Source organism: Agrobacterium sp. BT-220-3 (assembly GCF_025910175.1).
GTDB lineage: Bacteria > Pseudomonadota > Alphaproteobacteria > Rhizobiales > Rhizobiaceae > Agrobacterium > Agrobacterium oryzihabitans.
Window position 1 is genome coordinate 74,689 of sequence record NZ_JAPAIX010000013.1, and the last position, 17,359, is coordinate 92,047.

Consider the following 17,359-nt stretch of genomic DNA (forward strand, 5'->3'; position numbering starts at 1 on the left):
AGACTTCTTCACCTGTCCGGCACGAAGGATTTGCCCAACGATGCCGGCGTGTTGATCAAGGTCGTGCGGCGATTATGCGAGATGATGACGAGCACGACAATAGTTGCAAGGTAAGGTAGTGCCGAAAGCAGTTGCGACGGCACACCGATGCCGAAGGCCTGCGCGTGCAATTGCCCGATGGTGACGGCGCCGAACAGATACCCGCCCGCCAGCAGGCGCCAGGGACGCCAGGAGGCGAAGACGACGAGCGCCAGCGCAATCCAGCCGCGCCCGGCCGACATGTTCTCCACCCATTGCGGTGTGTAGACAAGCGAGAGCTGCGCGCCGGCGAGACCCGCGCAGGCGCCACCGAACATGACAGCCAGATACCGCGTGCGGATGACATTGATGCCGAGCGCATGGGCGGAACCGTGATTGTCGCCGATCGCCCGAATCTTGAGACCAGTGCGGCTTTTGAACAGAAACCAGCTGATGCCGGCAACGAGCGCGATGGACATGTAGAAGATCAGGTCCTGCCGGAACAGCAAGGGGCCGAAGAAGGGAATCTCGGACAGAACCGGAAAGACGATGGGCTGCAGCTTGACACCCGGCAGGCCGACGAAGCTTTCACCCAGCATGCCGGAAACACCAAGACCGAGAATGGTAAGCGCAAGGCCCGTCGCCACCTGGTTGGTCACCAGCGTCAGTGTCAGGAAGCCGAACAGCAGCGAAAAAACCGCGCCGGAAGCGATGCCGGCCAGAATGCCGAGATAGGGAGACCCCGTCATATGGGCGGTCGCAAAAGCGCAGACCGCACCCATGATCATCATGCCCTCGACACCGAGATTGAGGACGCCGGAGCGCTCCGCCACAAGCTCGCCGGAGGCGGCAAGCACGAGCGGTGTCGCGGCGGTGATGACGGTGAGAAGAATGGCCTGAAGCATATCCATCATGCCGCTCCTTCTTTATGATGCGCCTTGCCTGTGAAGACGACCCTGATGCGATAGAAGATCAGCGTGTCGCAGGAGAGCACGAAGAACAGCATCAGCCCCTGAAACACGCGCGTCACCTTGTCCGAGACGCCAATCGAAAGCTGCGCCGCCTCGCCGCCCAGATAGGTCAGCGCCAGCACCAGCCCGGAAAGGATGATGCCGAGCGGATTGAGACGACCGAGAAAGGCGACGATGATGGCCGTGAAGCCGTAACCCGGCGAAATGCTGGGCTGGAGATGGCCAATGGAACCGGACGCTTCCGAAATGCCCGCAAGCCCCGCCAGCGCACCCGAGAGCAGCAGCGAAAACCAGACCATGCGGCTTGAGGAAAAACCGGCAAAACGCCCTGCCCGCGCCGACTGCCCGAGCACGGTAACCTCGAAGCCTTTCAGCATGTAGCGCATCATGAACCACAGCGCGATGGCCGCAACGATGGCGAAAACGAAACCCCAATGCGCCCGGCCAGATGCCAGCATTTCCGGCAGAACGGCGCTATCATTAAAAGGCTTGGTCTGCGGGAAGTTATAGCCGCCCGGATCACGCCAGATGCCGCGCGTCAGCCAGTCGAGAAACAGCTGCGCGACATAGACAAGCATCAGGCTGACGAGGATTTCATTGGTGTTGAACTTCGTCTTCAACAACGCCGGAATACCGGCATAAAGCGCGCCGCCGATGGCGCCCATCACCATCATCAGCGGCAGGATGAGCGGCGAATGCCAGTCGGGATAAAGCACCGGCAGGATGGAACCGGTGATCGCGCCGATGGTGAATTGCCCTTCCGCGCCGATGTTCCAGTTATTGGAGCGATAACAGATCGACAGGCCGACGCCGATCAGGATCAGTGGCGCGGCCTTGATCGCCAGCTCATGCAGCGACCAGACCTCCAGAAGCGGCTCGACGAAAAACGCATAAAGCGCGTCCAGCGGGTTCTTGCCGAGCATGGCGAACATGACAGCGCCGACAAGCAGCGTCAGCACCAGCGCCAGAAGCGGCGAAAGAAGAGTGAATAACTTTGAGACCCCTGCCCGTTTTTCAAGCTCAATGCGCATGCTGGGCGGCTCCCGAATGTGTGTGGATGCCGCCCATCAGCAGGCCGATCTTTTCAAGCGTCATGTCTTCCACGGGATGGGTCTCTGACAGCTTCCCGTCGGAAATGACAGCGATATTGGTGGCGACCTCGAAGATTTCATCGAGATCCTGGCTGATGACGATAACCGCCGAGCCCGCCTTGGCGAGATCGACAAGCGCCTGGCGAATTCGGCTCGCCGCACCCGCATCCACACCCCAGGTCGGCTGGTTGACCACCAGCACGGCGGGCTGACGGTCAAGTTCACGCCCGACGATGAATTTCTGCAGATTGCCGCCAGACAGCGACCCCGCCAGCGGATCGGCCCCGCTCTTGCGCACATCCATGGTTTCCGAGATGCGCCGCGCCGCCGCCTTGATGGTCGAGCCACGGATGATGCGAAGGAAACCGCCGGTCAGAAACGCCTTCCGGTCGGAACGCGCCCGCGCCAGCAACAGATTGTCGGAAAGGCTCATGCCGGGAACGGCGGCGTGGCCATGGCGCTCTTCCGGCACGAAACCCGCGCCCATCAGCCGGCGACCATTGATGCCGATACGGCCAACCGGCTTGCCGCGCAGATGGATCGCATCATTATTATAGACCGGATACTCGCCGGAAAGCGCATCGAACAGCTCGCCCTGGCCGTTTCCGGCCACACCGGCAATCGCCAGCACCTCGCCGGCGCGCACATTCATCGAAATCGATTTCAGCGCCACGGCAAAAGGCGTGCGTGGCGCAACCGAAAGCCCCATGACCTCGATCTGCGGTTGCCCGAGCGCGGCTCCCGTCGGGCGCGAAACGCTTGCGACATCGCTTCCGACCATCATGCGCGCCAGAGATGCGGGCGTTTCCTTGCGTGGGTCGCAGGCGCCCGTCACCTTGCCATGGCGCAGGACGGTGGCGCGATCACAGATGCGTTGCACCTCTTCCAGACGGTGGCTGATATAAAGCACCGAACGGCCTTCGGCCTTCAGCTTCGCCAGCGTCTCGAACAGCTTGTCGGCCTCCTGCGGTGTCAGCACCGACGTCGGCTCGTCGAGAATGATGAGGCGCGGGTTCTGCAAGAGGGCGCGGACGATCTCGATGCGCTGGCGCTCGCCGACCGAAAGATCGGCCACATGCGCATAGGGGTCGAGGGGCAGGCCATAGGCGCGCGACAGCGTTTCCGCTTCCCTGGCGATTTCCTTCAGTGAAATTTTCGGGTCCAGCGACAGGGCGATGTTTTCAGCGACCGTCAGCGCCTCGAACAGGGAAAAATGCTGGAAGACCATGCCGATACCGAGCCGGCGGGCTTCGCTTGGCGAGCCCACGGAAACCGGCTGGCCCTGCCAGATGATATCGCCCTCGGTCGGCGAAAGGACGCCGAACAGCATCTTGACGAGCGTGGACTTGCCCGCGCCGTTTTCACCCAGAAGCGCGTGGATTTCGCCCGGCGCTATATCGAGGTCGATGCCGTTGCAGGCGGCGAAATTGCCGAACAGCTTTGTCAGCTTGCGAACGGACAGGAGAGGCACGGCCTCCGGCGCCAAATTTCCAGTCACTGGTCCCTCTCTCACCGGCAGCTCATGCTTTCTTTGAAGCACTTCAACAGCTGCGGTTATTGTTCCCAATCACGGGGCAATGCGTATGCAATGCTGCGCGACCATGATGTATTGATAACTGTTTTGCTGCTGCGCACAACTGAAAAAGAAGCTGCTTAAATGCAATTTGCACAAGCAATAAACGGCTTTAGATTTTCCTTACTTTGCGCCCAGCGACGGAAAAAACTGCAATATTCCACCGATGCAATAGAGATAGATGCCGCTCGCCACGAATGCGACCACAGCCCATGTCGGCGTTTCGAAATGCATCAACAGCGCATAACCGCCAAGCGCGCACCAGACGAAGACGACGGCCAGATTGAGCGGCCGCAGGCGCTTCACCCGCACCGGATGCAGGAAGTTGATCGGCAGGAATGTCAGGAAAACCGAAACGGTAACCACGGTCATGGCCGTGGTGGCGCTGGCATCCATGACGAAGAGCGTGAACACCACCATGTTCCACACCACTGGAAAGCCCGAGAAGAAATATTCATCCGTCTTCATGCCCATATCGGCATAATAGATGGCGCTCGATACCACTATCATGCCCGCCGCCACGAAGGATAGCGGCTCCCCGATCATGCCGCTCTGGTAAAGCGCAAAGGCGGGCAAAAGCACATAGGTCACGTAGTCGATGATATTGTCGAGCGTATCGCCGGACCAGTTGGGCAGGACTTCCTTCACCCGAACCTTGCGGGCGATGGGTCCATCGATACCGTCGACCAGCAGGGCAAGCCCCAGCCACCAGAACATGTCGACAAATCGGTGCTCGGCAGCCGCGACAACGCCGAGAAAGGCCAGAAACGAACCGGACGCCGTAAGCATATGGACGGAAAAGGCGCGGATTTCCGCGTAGGGAACACGCTTGTAGTTGAAAATTTTCATGGTCAGCGTCTGCGCCCCGCTTTTCATCCGCCCTGTTCATTCCGGTATGCGGCCATTCACCACGCTTTGCAACCGGCTCAATCCGCTTATCCTAAGACTAATATAGCGGCGCAACCAACGAATCTTCGTGACTGAATGTTCCGGCCCCGAAGTGGATTTGCCCGCGCAAAGACACTATGATGTTCTGGAAATAACAACGGATCAGGACCATGAGACACTTCGATATCGCCATCACCGGTGCGGGACTTGCGGGCCAGATCGCGGCCATCGCGCTGGCGCGGGCGGGCCGCCACGTCGCGCTCATTGCACCTTCCAGCGACAGGAAGGACCAGCGCACCACGGCGCTGATGGACCAGTCCATCCGTTTCATGGACCGCCTCGGCCTCTGGTCACGCATCGCACCTTCGGCCGCACGCCTTTCCACCATGCAGATCATTGACGGCACCGAGCGCCTGCTGCGCGCGCCAACGGTACAGTTCCGCTCCTCCGAAATCGGGCTCGATGCCTTCGGCTGGAACATTCCCAACGAGGCGCTGCTCGGCGTGCTTGGTGAGGCTGTCGAACAGGAACACAATATTACCCGCCTCGACACCACCGCCGAGACGATCGACATCGGCAGCGACCGCGTCTCCGTGACGCTTGCAGACGGCGAAACGCTCTCGGCCGATTTCCTCATCGGCGCGGATGGCAGGAAGTCGATGGTGCGGGATGCGGCCGGCATCGGCGTCAAATCCTGGTCCTATCCGCAGACGGCCATTGTCCTGAACTTCGGCCACAGCCGGTCGCATGGCAATGTCTCGACGGAATTCCACACCCCCACTGGTCCTTTCACCCAGGTTCCCCTGCCCGGCAACCGCTCCAGCCTCGTCTGGGTCGTTACCCCGCAACAGGCCGAGGAACTGACGGCATTGCCGCTGGAGGCGCTCAGCCTGCGGATCGAGGAGCGCATGCAATCCATGCTGGGCGCTGTTACCGTGGAGGACAGCGTGCAGGCATGGCCCCTTTCTTCCATGACGGCACATCGCTTCGGCAAGGGCCGCGTCGCCCTGATCGGTGAGGCCGCGCATGGCTTCCCGCCCATCGGCGCGCAGGGTTTGAACCTCAGCCTGCGCGACATCATTTCGCTGACGGAACTGCTCGGTGCCGTCTCCGACCGCCCCATCGCCGCTGATGCCGGCAGCAGCTTTGACCGCAGGCGGCGGGCGGATGTCTACAGCCGCACCCTCAGCGTCGATCTCCTGAACCGCTCACTGCTTTCCGATCTTCTGCCGGTGCAGATGGCGCGCGCGGCGGGCCTGCATGTCCTCTCCGGCATCGGCACGCTCAGAAGCATGGTCATGCGCGAAGGCATCGAACCGGGCCGCGGGCTGAAGGCCCTGCCCTCGCTGCTGTTCGGCAGCTTCAAAAAGGCTGGATGAAATAGACCACGCCTGTCAGCGTGAGGACCGACAGCACCGTTGAGATGAGGATCGTCGCCGACGCCCTCTCCTGCCAGACATGATATTGCTGGCCGATGACGAACACATTCGTCGCGGTCGGCAAGGCTGCCAACAGCACGGCGGAATAGATCCACACAGGCTCGAAACGGCCGAGCGACGAGAGCACGAGATAAGCCGCGAGCGGATGCAGAATCAGCTTTGCCGGCACGATATAGCTGATTTCCACCGGCACCCGTTTCATCGGCCGAAGCGCCAGCGTGACACCCATGGCAAACAGCGCGCAGGGTGCTGCCGATTGCGCCAGATAATCCACCAGCCGCTGCACCGCCTCCGGCGGTTGCCATGACAGCGAGGCAGCGAGGAAGCCTGCTATCACCGACACGATGAACGGATGGGTGATGACCTTGCGCGCCACATCCAGTGCAAGCTTCGCCGGGGAGCGCTTGTCACCGCCCGCAACCGCCATCATCGCCGGCGCGACGATGAAATGGGCGGCGTTTTCCAGGCAGACGATCAGCGCCACCGGCACCGCCGCCTTTTCGCCCAGCGCCAGCAGCGCAAGACCCGGCCCCATATAGCCGATATTGCCATAGCTCGCCGCGAAGCTCTGGATGGTGGTTTCGGCAAGGCTGTTCTTTCGCACGAACCGGCCGATCAGGAACACAGCCAAGAAAATGCCGTAGGTGCAGGCAAGACTGGCGGCAACAAAATCCATGCGCGCCAGCTCTTCCACCGGCGTTTTCGACACCAGCTTGAAAAACAGCGCCGGAAGCGCGGCATAGATGATGAATGTATTCAGCCAGCCCATCGCCTCGACTGGCTGTTTCGTGATGCGCGCCGCGCCGTAACCGATGAAGATCAGGCCGAAAAACGGCAAAAGCAATCCGACGATATCGGCCACGGTCTTTCCCCTGCGTCTAAAATACGCGGGAGGCTTAGCCGATTTTCATCAGGATCGGAAAGGTCTCCTGGAACCAGATCGCCACATTGGTGATGAAACCGGACATGAAAGCGATACCGGTGAGCACCAGCAACACGCCCATCAGCTTTTCCACGAGGCCAAGATGGCGGCGGAAGCGCACGAGGAAACGCATGAAGGAGCCGGAAAAAGCAGCCGCGATCCAGAAAGGCACCGCAAGGCCAAGAGAATAGACTGCAAGCAGCGCCGCACCGTCGCCAACCGTGTCGCGCGCGGCGGCTACACCGAGGATCGCGCCCAGAACCGGGCCGATGCAGGGCGTCCAGCCGAAAGCGAAGGCAAGACCCATGACATAGGCTCCGGAAAGCGTGGCCGGCTTGCCCGCCCCCTGAAACCGCGCTTCGCGCGAAAACATACCGATGCGGAAAACACCGAGAAAGTTAAGGCCCATCAGGATGATGATGAAACCGCCGATCTTGGCGAGAATATCGAGATTCTGGCGCAACAATGTGCCGATGGTTGAAGCGCCGGCACCCAGAGCCACGAAAACCGTGGCGAAACCGAGCGTAAAGAAGAAAGCCGAAAACAGCACGGCCTTGCGGACCTCAGGCCGCGGCGCGGCATCCTCCGTCTTGAACTGCTCGACCGAAACGCCCGCCATGTAACAGAGATAAGGCGGCACCAGCGGCAGAACGCAGGGCGACAGGAAAGATAAGGCACCGGCCAGAAGCGCGCTGAACAGGGAAATATCGGCAATCGACAAGAAAGAACTCCGGATCCCGCAAAGCTCGTCGCGATTCGTCAAAGATTCGCCGACACTTCACGCTTTCATTTTCGCACATGTCATTGCCGTAAAACGATTTCACCCGTCTGCCCGACATGTCTGAGCCGCTTTTATCCCCAGCCGCCCCCTGTCTCCAATCACCTTTTCGGGGGTGCGACAAAAAAAACCGGATTGATTGTAGAAAGCGCTTTTTTTGGGTTGACCGAACGGATCGCTCTACCTATGTTCCGCGCACTTCCGAAGGGCAGCCAAGCCCCGACACGGGAGAGCGTAGCTCAGCCGGTAGAGCAACTGACTTTTAATCAGTAGGTCCAGGGTTCGAATCCCTGCGCTCTCACCAAAAAATCAAGCACTTAGCATTGAAACCGGCCTGATTTCAGCTAGAATCACCCTCACACATGTCTCGCACAGTCTGAGAGGGTGAAATGACCTCGCATACCGTCTTTGGTGACAAGGTTCGCGTTTATCGCCGCGCCAACAGTTCACTGTGGCAATGCTCCACCTATCTTGAGGGCAAGGAGTGGCGCGTCAGCACCAAAACCGACAGTCTGTCACTGGCAAAAGAGTTTGCCGAGGACTGGTACCTGGAGCTTCGCGGCAAGAGCCGAATCGGTCAACTGAAGACCGAGCGCACCTTTGCCGACGCAGCCAAGCAGTTCCTGCTGGAGTACGTGCCTCTCACCAACGGTCAGCGCAATCCGCGCTACGTGAAGGATCATGAGGCACGGATCGACAACCACCTCCTGCCCTACTTCGGCAAGATGGGCCTCAGCGCCGTTACGGCGGGCAAGGTGCAGGAGTTTCGGGTCATGCGGCTCCAGCCGCATCCTGAGACCGGCAAGGTGCCGTCGCGTAGCACCCTGCACCATGAAACGGTCACGCTGCGACAGGTCATGAAAACCGCCCTGCGCCACGGCTGGATCAGCCACCTCCCCGACTTCTCCGCCCCCTACAAGGCGTCCGGCAAGATCACACACCGCGCGTGGTTCTCTCCCGAAGAATACAAGCAGCTCTACACCTTTACCCGCGAGCGCGCCCAATCCGCCAAGGAGCTCAACTGGGAACACGCCGCCGAGCAGTTCCACGACTACATCCTGTTCATGGCTAACACCGGCCTGCGCCCCGACGAGGCCAATCGGCTGGAGTATCGCGACGTGACCATCGAGAAGGACGAGGAAAGCGAGGAGCGCATCCTGTTAATCGAGGTGCGCGGCAAGCGGGGCTTTGGCTACTGCAAAAGCACCACGGGCGCTGTGCATCCCTTCGAGCGACTGGTGCAGCGCAATCCCGCCCATCCGACCGATCTGGTATTCCCGCAGGATCACAAGAAGCAGTTCAACCGCGCCATGACGGACTGCGGGTTCAAGCTCGACCGCGAGGGTAACCGGCGCTCGGCTTACAGTCTCAGGCACACGTACATTTGCCTGCGTCTGCTGGAAGGCGCGGACATCTACCAGATCGCGAAGAACTGCCGCACGAGCGTTGAGATGATCGAGAAGCACTATGCCGTGCATCTGAAAAACACGCTGGATGCCAAGGCCATCAACGTAAAGAAAAAGGTGAAGAAGGCGGTAGCCGCCGAAGCCTAGCTCATCTTGAACATTCCCGGCCTGCGTGTATCAATGCGTAACAGCGCACCTACGCATCGCCCAATGTGTACGCATTGTTCGAAAGTGGCGATGCTCTGCACGGTTTTCTGACCAGCCGCACGGCGTCTGGAGAAAACCGGCAGGTGCGTCAGGGGACACCCCTGAACCCCGTCCGTGCCGGAGCAAGGTGAATGGCCATCTATCACCTGAACGTCAAAAACATCAGCCGGGGCGACGGGCGCTCCGTGGTCGCTGCCGCCGCGTATCGCGCGGGCGAGGTTCTGCCCAACGATGCCGAGGAACGCCTGTCCGACTTCGGCGGGCGACGGGATGTGATCGCAAGCGGCATTCGCTTGCCTACCGGTGCACCCGAATGGATGGCTGACCGTACCACGTTGTGGAACGCGGTTGAGCTGGCGGAAAAGCGTCACGATGCACGTCTGGCCAAAGAGATTGAATTCGCCCTGCCCCGTGAACTGCCGCGCACCGCGTGGCTGGCCGTCACCCATGCCATGGCCGACGCGTACACGGCGCAGGGGTTCGTGGCCGACTTCGCCATCCACGACGATGGCACCCAGCATAATCCCCATGTCCATATCCTGCTGACCACCCGCGCCATCGCGCCGGAAGGGTTCGGTCCCAAAATCCGCAGCGCCGACGGGCGGCAGTTCATCAGCGAAGCGCGAGTGACGTGGGAGCGGGTTGCCAACGCCGCCTTGCGCAAGGCGGGCGTGACCGCCACCATCGACAGCCGCAGCTATGCCAAACGCAGACTTGAGCAGAAACCCGGCCAGCATCGCGGACCGGACCGTGACGAACGGCGTGCCCGCAGGCAGCGCCAGCGAGAGAGGGAAACCATGACCCGAAAGTATGATGACCGCGACCTGCCCGTGCCCGACCCGGATGGCTCGCCTCTTCATCCCCGCGAGCTTGCGGCCGCCGAAGGGCGGATGCTGGACGAAGTCGAACGGGAGGAACCTCCCGTCTTCCAAGCGCCGAACGGCGATCCTGCTGCCGCACGGCAGGCGATTGAGCGGCAGAACAGCCGCGAGGTGAGCGAGGATGAAGCCGCTGCTTACCGGCTTGCGCCGGACGATATGCTGGACTGGCTCAGCACCCCTGCCCCCGCTCAGGACGACGCCACACTAGAGCGCTGGGAAAACCACCTCGACTGGCTGGAGCCGGATATCCGTCCCGCGCCGCATCCGGTTGAGGACGGGCTGGAACCCGACCGGAACCGTTAAAGGGGAATGATTTTCGGGCGGGGCGGCGTGGGAGTTTGTAGCGCTGATGTGGGCGAGCAGACAATCGCACCTTTCGAAGACGGCCTTGGCAAGAACAAGACCATAACCGCAGAGCAAAGTGATAGGGCTAAGGAATGGGCATCGTCTTGATGAGGTGAGCGTCAACGGACTGCATGAAAACCAGCGTTTCCTTTGTCACGCTCCTAAATAAAGCGGCCTGTTCCTGTCCGTAAACCGCTGCGAAGAATTCGTCTCCCCCGCCATCAACGGTTGCCGTTGCCGTCTCAATGAACTCATCAACCTCCATGGAGCGGTCCTCCCCGAGTCCGCATTTTTGGGATATCTCCTCAAAAGCGTCCTTTTTCTCGGGACCGAGCTTCGTAAACCAATATTCCTGCGTCATGCAGGTGATTTCGTCATTATCGAGGGCGTAGGCGGTAGTCGCACTAAGGTTTGCAAGCGTCGCGCAAATAAGTATTGCAGTAGTGGTTCCGTTCAATCGCCCTATGGTTCGACCATTCAAGCGCAGAGGTGTCCGAAGACTTGAGAGCTTCGTTGCGAGTCCTCTTGCTACCGTCAACATAGGAGTCGATTCCTTTTTTAATTAAGCTTTTTGCGGGTCCAGCCGCATTTGCGGCCTGTTTCAACCCGAACCCGGTTGCGTGATCCATGGCGTCACCGAGATTGGTTTCAAATTCCCGCAGCCTGTTAGTTTCCATTTTCCTCATGTCTTCAAGCGAAAGCGGAGTGTCTTCTGGAACTGACACGGGCTCACAGGTTATGAATCTACCGGAAAGGAAGGGTTTGAACACATGATTTGTATTTGTGACTTTGACAACTATGTTGTCTTTTCCAAGAAGTGCTACCCCTTCAATATTGATAATCTCGTGGACTATTTCACCACCGTCACCATCTAAAGCCATCCCCTTGTAGACAGTGCTAAATTTCACGGCCTGACCTTGGCCAATGTTGGTAACCACAACATTCCTAGCCTGCTCAAGCCGGACGTATTGGATATTAATCTCCAAGAGCGTCCTGAGAAGGTCACCAATTTTGCTTTTCCAGTCAGGCCGCGATAGCGTGTATTTGCAAGACTGGTCCTCCTGTTGGACAACCGCTTCAAGACGGAATGTCTCGGCAAGCGCCATACCCGTGTCAGAGATAAAAAAGCAGCTCACCAGAGCCGCGTATTTCCATCGCATGATGGTTCCCCCGTGTGCTTGGCGATGTTATCGCCTTATTGAGTAGCAGCGATTCCCAATATTAGCGCTTTGCGTAGGCGATATCCTCCACCTTCGGCAGGGACGCCGGGATTGACGTAGCTTGTGGGTTATCCAGTCGCATGACCGGTATCCGTCGCAGGTACGTTTCCTTCTGGAGCGCCCCTCGCCGCTCCTCCAGCGTCGGATGCGTCGAAAACAGCGCCCCGCCGGCAATCCCCCGGAACATCAGCCTTGCCTCCTTACGCTCAAAATCACTCAATTTCGGCCCGTTGTGCAGCTTTTCCAGCGCCGCAATCATATGCTCCTTGCTGGTCAGCGCCGCACCGACGGCGTCGGCCCAATACTCGCGCTTGCGCGACAGGCTGAGAACATACAGTTCCGACACCCATGTAAGGAGCCAGCGGCCCCAGCGTTGCAAGGTCTCGGAAAACCCCAGATACCACACCAAGGAATTCTGAAATGAGCGTGCCAGCCCCATGCGACGCATGTCATTGTTGGCGATGTGGCCGAGTTCATGGCCGATAATGGCATCCACTTCCGCCTCGCTCAGGGTGTCGAGCAGCGGTTGCCCAACCACCACCATGGCGTTGTCGGCATTGGACCCGATGGCGTAGGCGTTATTGTGCGGCATGGTGCCAACCCATGGACGGGTTCGCAGGCCAAGGCGGGCGGCGAGTGCGTAAACCCGCTGCGCCAGCGGATCGTCCTCCTTCAGGAGGGTAATACCGTGCCCTTTGAGCGCCTTCTCGCGCTGGCGGCCCAATCCGATCAAGCCCCAGACCGTGCCCCACAGCGGCACGGCAAGGAACCCGCCCAGGGCGCTCACTGCGGCAACGCCGATGCCGATACCGACCGGCGCGGAGATCAAACTGCCCCATGCGAGACCGGCCCAACTGCCCACGACAAGGCCGAGCCAAGTCGGAAATGTGCTGTGTTTAAGCACCGTCTGGTTCGCCATGTCATTCCCCCTTGGCCATCATGCCGATGCGTTGCCTGCAATTCTCACTTTTTTCATGCACCACGAGTTGCGTCTTGAACGGGCGCGTGCCCGCGATGTCGGTAATCCCGTATCGCCAGCCGTCACCCTGCCAGCCGCCGAGCAGTTCCCGCACCTCGTCACTGGTCAGCAGCGGGCGGCCGAGGAACTGGATGCCTTCGGTCATCGAAAACCCGCTATTGGTCGAGGCGTCCCCCATCCATCCGCCGAGATGCGACGAAACGTTGGTGCCGGAGGATGTGGTGCGGATCGCGTGGGTCTTGTGGCCGAGGTAGCCGCCGATCATTTTGGCGGTCTCGTCGTCGTTGACGCCGAAGAACTGATTGACCGCGCAATTGAGGAACGGACGCCAGCTGTTGCCGGGATAATGTTCCTCGATAGAATAGATGTCTTGCAGGAAGAACCACAGGCGCACCCCCGCCCCGGCATGGGTGCGGATGGCATCGCGGTATTCGGGGAATGAGCCGATGTTGAGGAATTCATCAAGCACGAACAGCACCGGTATATCCGGCACACGCGGGTTGGCCAGCATGGCATCGAGCGCGGCTTTGAGAACCACCCGCAGCCAGCCGGAGAACGTCTTCATCATGTCGAACGGTATTTCGATGTAGATCGTCGCGGGGTGGTCCTTGAGACTTTCAAAGTTCACGTCGTTGCCGCTGACGCTGCGTTGAATATCGCGGTCTTTCCACTCATAGAGCTTGCTGCTTAGGGTCTCCTGCAAAACCTTGAGTCCTCGCTGGGCGTCCTTCTCCAGAATGGCAGTGCCCGCGTCGGCAGACGGCGGATACCCGCACATCTGTCTGGCCACGTTGCGCAGATTATCACCTTTCAGCATGGCCATCTGGCAGACCGTTGCCAGTGTCCGGCGATGTGGCGGAGCCTTATAGCAAACATACATTATGATGCCCGTCAGGATGCCCACGGCGTCATCCGCGAAAAAGGACGGTGATTTGGGATCGCGTGGAAACATCTGCTGCGCGATGGCGCGGGCGTCGGCTTCCCTTTTAACCCGGCTGACCGGATCGAAACGATGGACCGGTCTACCTGAGCCGTCGTCCAGCGGCGCAATACGGTAGACAGGGCCGATTTGGCTGCGCCATTTGGAGGTGGCCTCGAACAGTTCACCCTTGGGATCGAGCACCACGCAACTGCCTTGGTAGCGCAGCAGGTTGGGAACAATGGTGGTCAAACCCTTGCCGGAGCGTGTGGGCGCAATGGTCAGCAGGTGTCCGTCGCCGTCCCAGTGGATAAATCCGGCGGGTGTGGTCTGGCCTTCATCATTGAAGCTGCCAAGCAGGATCGAGTGCGGGTGGTCGAAGGCGGTACGGTCGCGCAGGAGGTGTTTGAGATCTTCGGACGTCGGCCAACGGGCCGAGCCGTAGAGTGGTGGCGGATCGGCAAGCTGACGCTCGCGTTCCTCGCGGGCGATGCGGTCGCGTTCAGCCCGTTCAAGTCGCGGGCGCGGATCGCGACCCTCGCGGATATCGGCTTCCACGGCATCGGCTACTTCGGGGCCATAGCGTTTCTCCACCCGCTGCCGTGCGGCGCGGGCCTTGAGGTTCCGTCCGGTTTTAAAACCCCACGTTCCCCACTTGAAGATGAGATCAAAGCTGCGCTCCAGATCACCGAAGGGATCGAACTTGCTCATGTGACTGCCCCCAGTCCGACTTTGGCAACCATAACAACCATAAATAGAAAATCAATTCGAATTAGTCATTAAAGCCAGCGCGTCTTCCCGGTCGCGAAAAGGGCATTTTCCGATGTTCACAGAATTTAAGACTCGACAACCATTTTTGCTTGTTGATGCGGCGTTGGCCGTATATCTAAAAACACAACAGTTTATTTAAGTCGAATTATTAACCCGCTCCAAATATATTTCCGAACACGGTCGGTTATGGTATCATCATTTGGTGATCAACTGTCCGTTTACCCGGGCAGTAAGCCCGAAACGGCTTACTGTAAGGATTCTCTATGGCTGCAAGATCTCGTACAGGAAAAGCCAAAACTGCTTTTCTAACCACTCAGGAAGAACCGACTTCCGACGAAATCGTAAAAGTCCGCAATTTCCTGAAACAGAGCGCCGACCGTCTCTACGGGGACGCCCCACAACTATCCGCCAAGGAAGTTAAGACGATCGCGGAGCAATCGGTCATCAATCTCCACAAAAGGCCGCCCGGTCATCGGTAAGGCGTGATTGCTTGTACGAAAACTACAAAGATCTCAGTTCGCTGACGGACTTCGCCGTCTTCAACTTTCTTTATCGCGAGGCGGTCAGATTGACCGCCTCTTCTTATGATTTCACGCCCATTATTTCAGATAGAGCATTGGAACAGGCGTACGACCGCTTCATCAAACTCTACCTGCCCTTGACCGATAATCTGTATTCTGATGGCAAAGTCGTAACACTAACGGTCGCTCTCTGCATTAAAGCCGCAGCTTCTTTTTTCGTAGTGTGGAACGGCGGCTCTGGAAACACCGAGGCAGTACGATCTCAGTACGAAGCCTTGTCGCTCAGGTATCCGACAGAGCTCGTAGCGCTCTCATTCGGGGTGCTGGTCTTCAGCGTAGAATCATCTCGAATTCTACGCGCCGAAGGCTACCATTCATCAAACTATGTTGAACTGACATTTCTGAAAATCGCCACGATTCGCAAAGCTGTCAGAATTATAGCGGAGAGCCGGTCTGCTCCCGTTGTAAAACCAAATTACACGAAGAACTTTATGCAACTTATCCGCATTCTCAAGCAACTTCTTGACTACAAAATGGCATCGGGTCGTATCGCGAAGAGCTAAATTTATACGCTACCACGATATCACCAGTTCTGGATGCTCGGTCACAATTGACGGCCTAAACGCATCCTGCTCAAGGTAGCGTGGCCGCCATGTATAGGTGAACTTTTCTCTGTCCAACCATTCCTCTAGCGCATGTGCCGCATCCGTTTCCGACAGGTCGAACGGAAGCTCCTGCACCACGCGATACTGCCGATGGCCTTCCATCGCCACGGCATCAATAGCCGTGGCGATGGTGGCCGGATTGAACAGCTTCTTGGCGTACTTGGCGCGATGGTTCATGGCCATAAGGTAGTTGCCTTCGGCGCGTTTCACTGAAAGGCGCTCCCCAGATAGATGTCCGTGATCTTGAGGCGGCCATGGCCGAGTTCGGCGGATATCTGCCGGCGTGCCGTGCGGTCAGTTTCTCGTTCTCTTTGAGTCATGGTCGCCCAGTCCTTGCCGCCCGCCAGCGGGCAGGCTTGGCCGGTCAGGACGCGGTATCGGTTCTGGGCATAAGCGTGCCGGAATCCGTGTGTGTTGCGCAGGCTTACCTTCAGGGTCTGGTACTCGAACCGCTTGAGGTGTTCGACGTAGCTCAGATGCGCCGGAATCAACGAGCCGCGACCCGGTACGAGCTTGACGACGTGCTGGAGCACCTGGCGCTGCTCCAGCGTGGTGATGGGGATCGTGCGTGCCCTGCCGCCTTTGGTCCAGCTTGCTTGCAGCGTGATGTGGTCGCCGCGTATGGCGGCTTGAGGCTGGAACTTCATCGCCTCTTCACGGCGCAGGCCAAAGGCTGCTTGCAGTAAAAGCGAGGCTTGGATGTAGGGACATTCGATGGCTTTGAACTTGGCCGGATCGAGGGTCTGGGCACGGTTGCGGGTGATTTCACCGCGTTCGGCCACGCCGTAAGCAGCGTTGTCGCGGTTCACCACATTCGGTTTATTGACCTTTTCCGCCCACCAGCGCAGCCATGTGAGCCGGTTACGGATGCTGGCGTCGGTCGTGTCGGCGTCGAGCCATCGTTCCACCAGCGCTTCAATATGTTTGGGTTTGAGGGATGCAGCGGACGGCAGTTTATAGCCGAGGTCGCTGAGGTCGTCGGCCATTGCGGTCAGGCCGCGTTTGCGGTTGGTCTGGGTGCCGAATGAGCCGTCACGGTTGCGTTGGGTCAAGCGGTGCGGATTTCAGATTAACGGGACATCGATTCCGGTAAATCCCGGACAGTCGTTTCACTAAATCGCGGACAGTCTCGCGGGATTGACTTTCGTTCGCCTGGTTGATGTCATTGGTTATTGATTTCGGCGTTTTACGCTTCGGTCAAGAGCGGTCTTGGTTTTTGCTTCCTCATGCTGTCTCCCTCGAGCGCAATTCGATGGGCGTTATGGACGATACGATCGAGGATGGCGTCAGCGATCGTTGGTTCGCCGATCATCTCGTGCCACTGCGCGACGGGAAGCTGGGCGGTGATCAGAGTGGATTTCCGGCGGTAGCGCTCTTCGAAGATTTCCAGGAGATCGAGCCGCTGCTGATCGCTGAGCGCGTGGGTTCCCCAGTCATCAAGGATGAGTAATTGAACACGCGCGAGCTTGTCGACCAATCGGGGAAACCGCCCGTCGAGGCGCGCTAGCGCCAAATCCTCGAAGAGACGGGGCATGCGGACATAGAGAACGGAATAATCGAGGCGGGCCGCTTGCCGTCCGATGGCGCAGGCGAGCCATGTTTTGCCCGTTCCCGTTTGTCCGGTCAGGATCAAGTGCTCATGGGCCTTGAGCCATTCGCCTTGGGCAAGCGAGAGGAGCTGTCGGCGGTCGAGGCCGCGAGGGGCGGCGAAGTCGATGTTCTCGATGCAAGCATCGGGGAAACGCAGTTTGGCGATTGCAAGCCG

Annotated in this window: 17 protein-coding genes and 1 tRNA gene; 5 read left to right on the forward strand and 13 right to left on the reverse strand. The window is 59.1% G+C overall.

The genetic code is table 11. The annotated features are described in order from the left end of the window. Positions 1-8: 8 nt before the first annotated feature. The 4 genes from OK142_RS22415 to pcsA form a co-directional block, all read right to left on the reverse strand. Complete coding sequence (locus OK142_RS22415; RefSeq protein WP_035222932.1) at positions 9-929, reverse strand: ABC transporter permease; 921 nt, start codon at positions 927-929, stop codon at positions 9-11. Further along, positions 929-2,020, reverse strand: a complete 1,092-nt coding sequence (locus OK142_RS22420) for an ABC transporter permease (RefSeq protein WP_035222929.1) — start codon at positions 2,018-2,020, stop codon at positions 929-931. Before OK142_RS22420 ends, OK142_RS22415 begins: the two co-directional genes overlap by 1 nt. After that, positions 2,010-3,566, reverse strand: a complete 1,557-nt coding sequence (locus tag OK142_RS22425; protein WP_498685278.1) for an ABC transporter ATP-binding protein — start codon at positions 3,564-3,566, stop codon at positions 2,010-2,012. Before OK142_RS22425 ends, OK142_RS22420 begins: the two co-directional genes overlap by 11 nt. Before the next feature lie 210 nt (positions 3,567-3,776). Next, positions 3,777-4,502: a phosphatidylcholine synthase gene (gene pcsA, locus OK142_RS22430; protein WP_035222923.1), complete on the reverse strand. Its 726-nt coding sequence runs from the start codon at positions 4,500-4,502 to the stop codon at positions 3,777-3,779. Between the two features lie 209 nt (positions 4,503-4,711). Between pcsA and OK142_RS22435 the strand changes: the two genes are divergently transcribed. Then, positions 4,712-5,920, forward strand: a complete 1,209-nt coding sequence (locus OK142_RS22435; protein WP_498685257.1) for a UbiH/UbiF family hydroxylase — start codon at positions 4,712-4,714, stop codon at positions 5,918-5,920. On the opposite strand, the gene OK142_RS22440 is transcribed toward OK142_RS22435, so the two are convergent. Together OK142_RS22440 and OK142_RS22445 are read right to left on the reverse strand one after the other, a co-directional pair. Further along, the gene (locus tag OK142_RS22440) at positions 5,904-6,842 is read right to left on the reverse strand and encodes an AEC family transporter (RefSeq protein ID WP_137037777.1); all 939 of its coding nucleotides are present in this window, start codon (positions 6,840-6,842) and stop codon (positions 5,904-5,906) included. The genes OK142_RS22435 and OK142_RS22440 overlap by 17 nt on opposite strands. 34 nt (positions 6,843-6,876) lie before the next feature. Beyond that, the gene (locus OK142_RS22445; RefSeq protein ID WP_498685261.1) at positions 6,877-7,623 is read right to left on the reverse strand and encodes a cytochrome c biogenesis CcdA family protein; all 747 of its coding nucleotides are present in this window, start codon (positions 7,621-7,623) and stop codon (positions 6,877-6,879) included. Between the two features lie 285 nt (positions 7,624-7,908). Here OK142_RS22445 and OK142_RS22450 point away from each other — a divergent pair. The 3 genes from OK142_RS22450 to mobQ all read left to right on the forward strand — a co-directional run bounded on the left by OK142_RS22450 (position 7,909) and on the right by mobQ (position 10,477). Further along, positions 7,909-7,984 (forward strand) — tRNA-Lys (locus OK142_RS22450). An 85-nt stretch (positions 7,985-8,069) separates the two neighbouring features. After that, positions 8,070-9,233 carry a tyrosine-type recombinase/integrase gene (locus tag OK142_RS22455; protein WP_498685264.1) on the forward strand — a complete coding sequence of 388 codons (1,164 nt, stop codon included), beginning with the start codon at positions 8,070-8,072 and terminating at the stop codon, positions 9,231-9,233. Positions 9,234-9,424: 191 nt separating this feature from the next. Next, a complete protein-coding gene (gene mobQ / locus OK142_RS22460; protein WP_498685265.1) occupies positions 9,425-10,477 on the forward strand; it encodes a MobQ family relaxase in 1,053 nt (350 codons plus the stop codon). Between the two features lie 127 nt (positions 10,478-10,604). Here mobQ and OK142_RS22465 read toward each other — a convergent pair whose 3' ends face one another. From OK142_RS22465 to OK142_RS22480, 4 genes are all read right to left on the reverse strand, one after another. Next, positions 10,605-10,880 carry a hypothetical protein gene (locus OK142_RS22465; RefSeq protein WP_313610870.1) on the reverse strand — a complete coding sequence of 92 codons (276 nt, stop codon included), beginning with the start codon at positions 10,878-10,880 and terminating at the stop codon, positions 10,605-10,607. Positions 10,881-10,923: 43 nt separating this feature from the next. Beyond that, positions 10,924-11,679, reverse strand: coding sequence for a hypothetical protein (locus OK142_RS22470; RefSeq protein WP_498685266.1), 756 nt, complete (start codon positions 11,677-11,679; stop codon positions 10,924-10,926). Positions 11,680-11,740: 61 nt separating this feature from the next. Beyond that, positions 11,741-12,658 (reverse strand): M48 family metalloprotease, encoded by a 918-nt coding sequence (locus tag OK142_RS22475; RefSeq protein WP_498685268.1) that lies wholly within the window; start codon positions 12,656-12,658, stop codon positions 11,741-11,743. Position 12,659: 1 nt separating this feature from the next. Further along, positions 12,660-14,348, reverse strand: coding sequence for a type IV secretory system conjugative DNA transfer family protein (locus tag OK142_RS22480; RefSeq protein WP_498685269.1), 1,689 nt, complete (start codon positions 14,346-14,348; stop codon positions 12,660-12,662). Positions 14,349-14,898: 550 nt separating this feature from the next. Between OK142_RS22480 and OK142_RS22485 the strand changes: the two genes are divergently transcribed. After that, positions 14,899-15,492, forward strand: a complete 594-nt coding sequence (locus OK142_RS22485; RefSeq protein WP_313609397.1) for a hypothetical protein — start codon at positions 14,899-14,901, stop codon at positions 15,490-15,492. Positions 15,493-15,501: 9 nt separating this feature from the next. Here the strand turns inward: OK142_RS22485 and OK142_RS22490 are convergent, their stop codons facing one another. From OK142_RS22490 to istB, 3 genes are all read right to left on the reverse strand, one after another. Then, positions 15,502-15,804 (reverse strand): hypothetical protein, encoded by a 303-nt coding sequence (locus OK142_RS22490; RefSeq protein WP_498685270.1) that lies wholly within the window; start codon positions 15,802-15,804, stop codon positions 15,502-15,504. Then, positions 15,801-16,646: a phage integrase N-terminal domain-containing protein gene (locus tag OK142_RS22495; protein WP_498685272.1), complete on the reverse strand. Its 846-nt coding sequence runs from the start codon at positions 16,644-16,646 to the stop codon at positions 15,801-15,803. Before OK142_RS22495 ends, OK142_RS22490 begins: the two co-directional genes overlap by 4 nt. A 134-nt stretch (positions 16,647-16,780) precedes the next feature. Then, a partial coding sequence (gene istB / locus OK142_RS22500; RefSeq protein ID WP_498685273.1) for an IS21-like element helper ATPase IstB occupies positions 16,781-17,359 on the reverse strand: 579 nt, incomplete at its 5' end.

Bases quoted from the DNA above. Each gene is read 5' to 3' on its own strand.
- pcsA (WP_035222923.1), bottom strand. From the start codon at position 4,502: ATGAAAATTTTCAACTACAAGCGTGTTCCCTACGCGGAAATCCGCGCC.
- OK142_RS22435 (WP_498685257.1), top strand. From the start codon at position 4,712: ATGAGACACTTCGATATCGCCATCACCGGTGCGGGACTTGCGGGCCAG.
- OK142_RS22420 (WP_035222929.1), bottom strand. From the start codon at position 2,020: ATGCGCATTGAGCTTGAAAAACGGGCAGGGGTCTCAAAGTTATTCACT.
- OK142_RS22465 (WP_313610870.1), bottom strand. From the start codon at position 10,880: ATGACGCAGGAATATTGGTTTACGAAGCTCGGTCCCGAGAAAAAGGAC.
- OK142_RS22470 (WP_498685266.1), bottom strand. From the start codon at position 11,679: ATGCGATGGAAATACGCGGCTCTGGTGAGCTGCTTTTTTATCTCTGAC.
- mobQ (WP_498685265.1), top strand. From the start codon at position 9,425: ATGGCCATCTATCACCTGAACGTCAAAAACATCAGCCGGGGCGACGGG.
- OK142_RS22480 (WP_498685269.1), bottom strand. From the start codon at position 14,348: ATGAGCAAGTTCGATCCCTTCGGTGATCTGGAGCGCAGCTTTGATCTC.
- OK142_RS22455 (WP_498685264.1), top strand. From the start codon at position 8,070: ATGACCTCGCATACCGTCTTTGGTGACAAGGTTCGCGTTTATCGCCGC.
- OK142_RS22415 (WP_035222932.1), bottom strand. From the start codon at position 929: ATGGATATGCTTCAGGCCATTCTTCTCACCGTCATCACCGCCGCGACA.
- OK142_RS22475 (WP_498685268.1), bottom strand. From the start codon at position 12,658: ATGGCGAACCAGACGGTGCTTAAACACAGCACATTTCCGACTTGGCTC.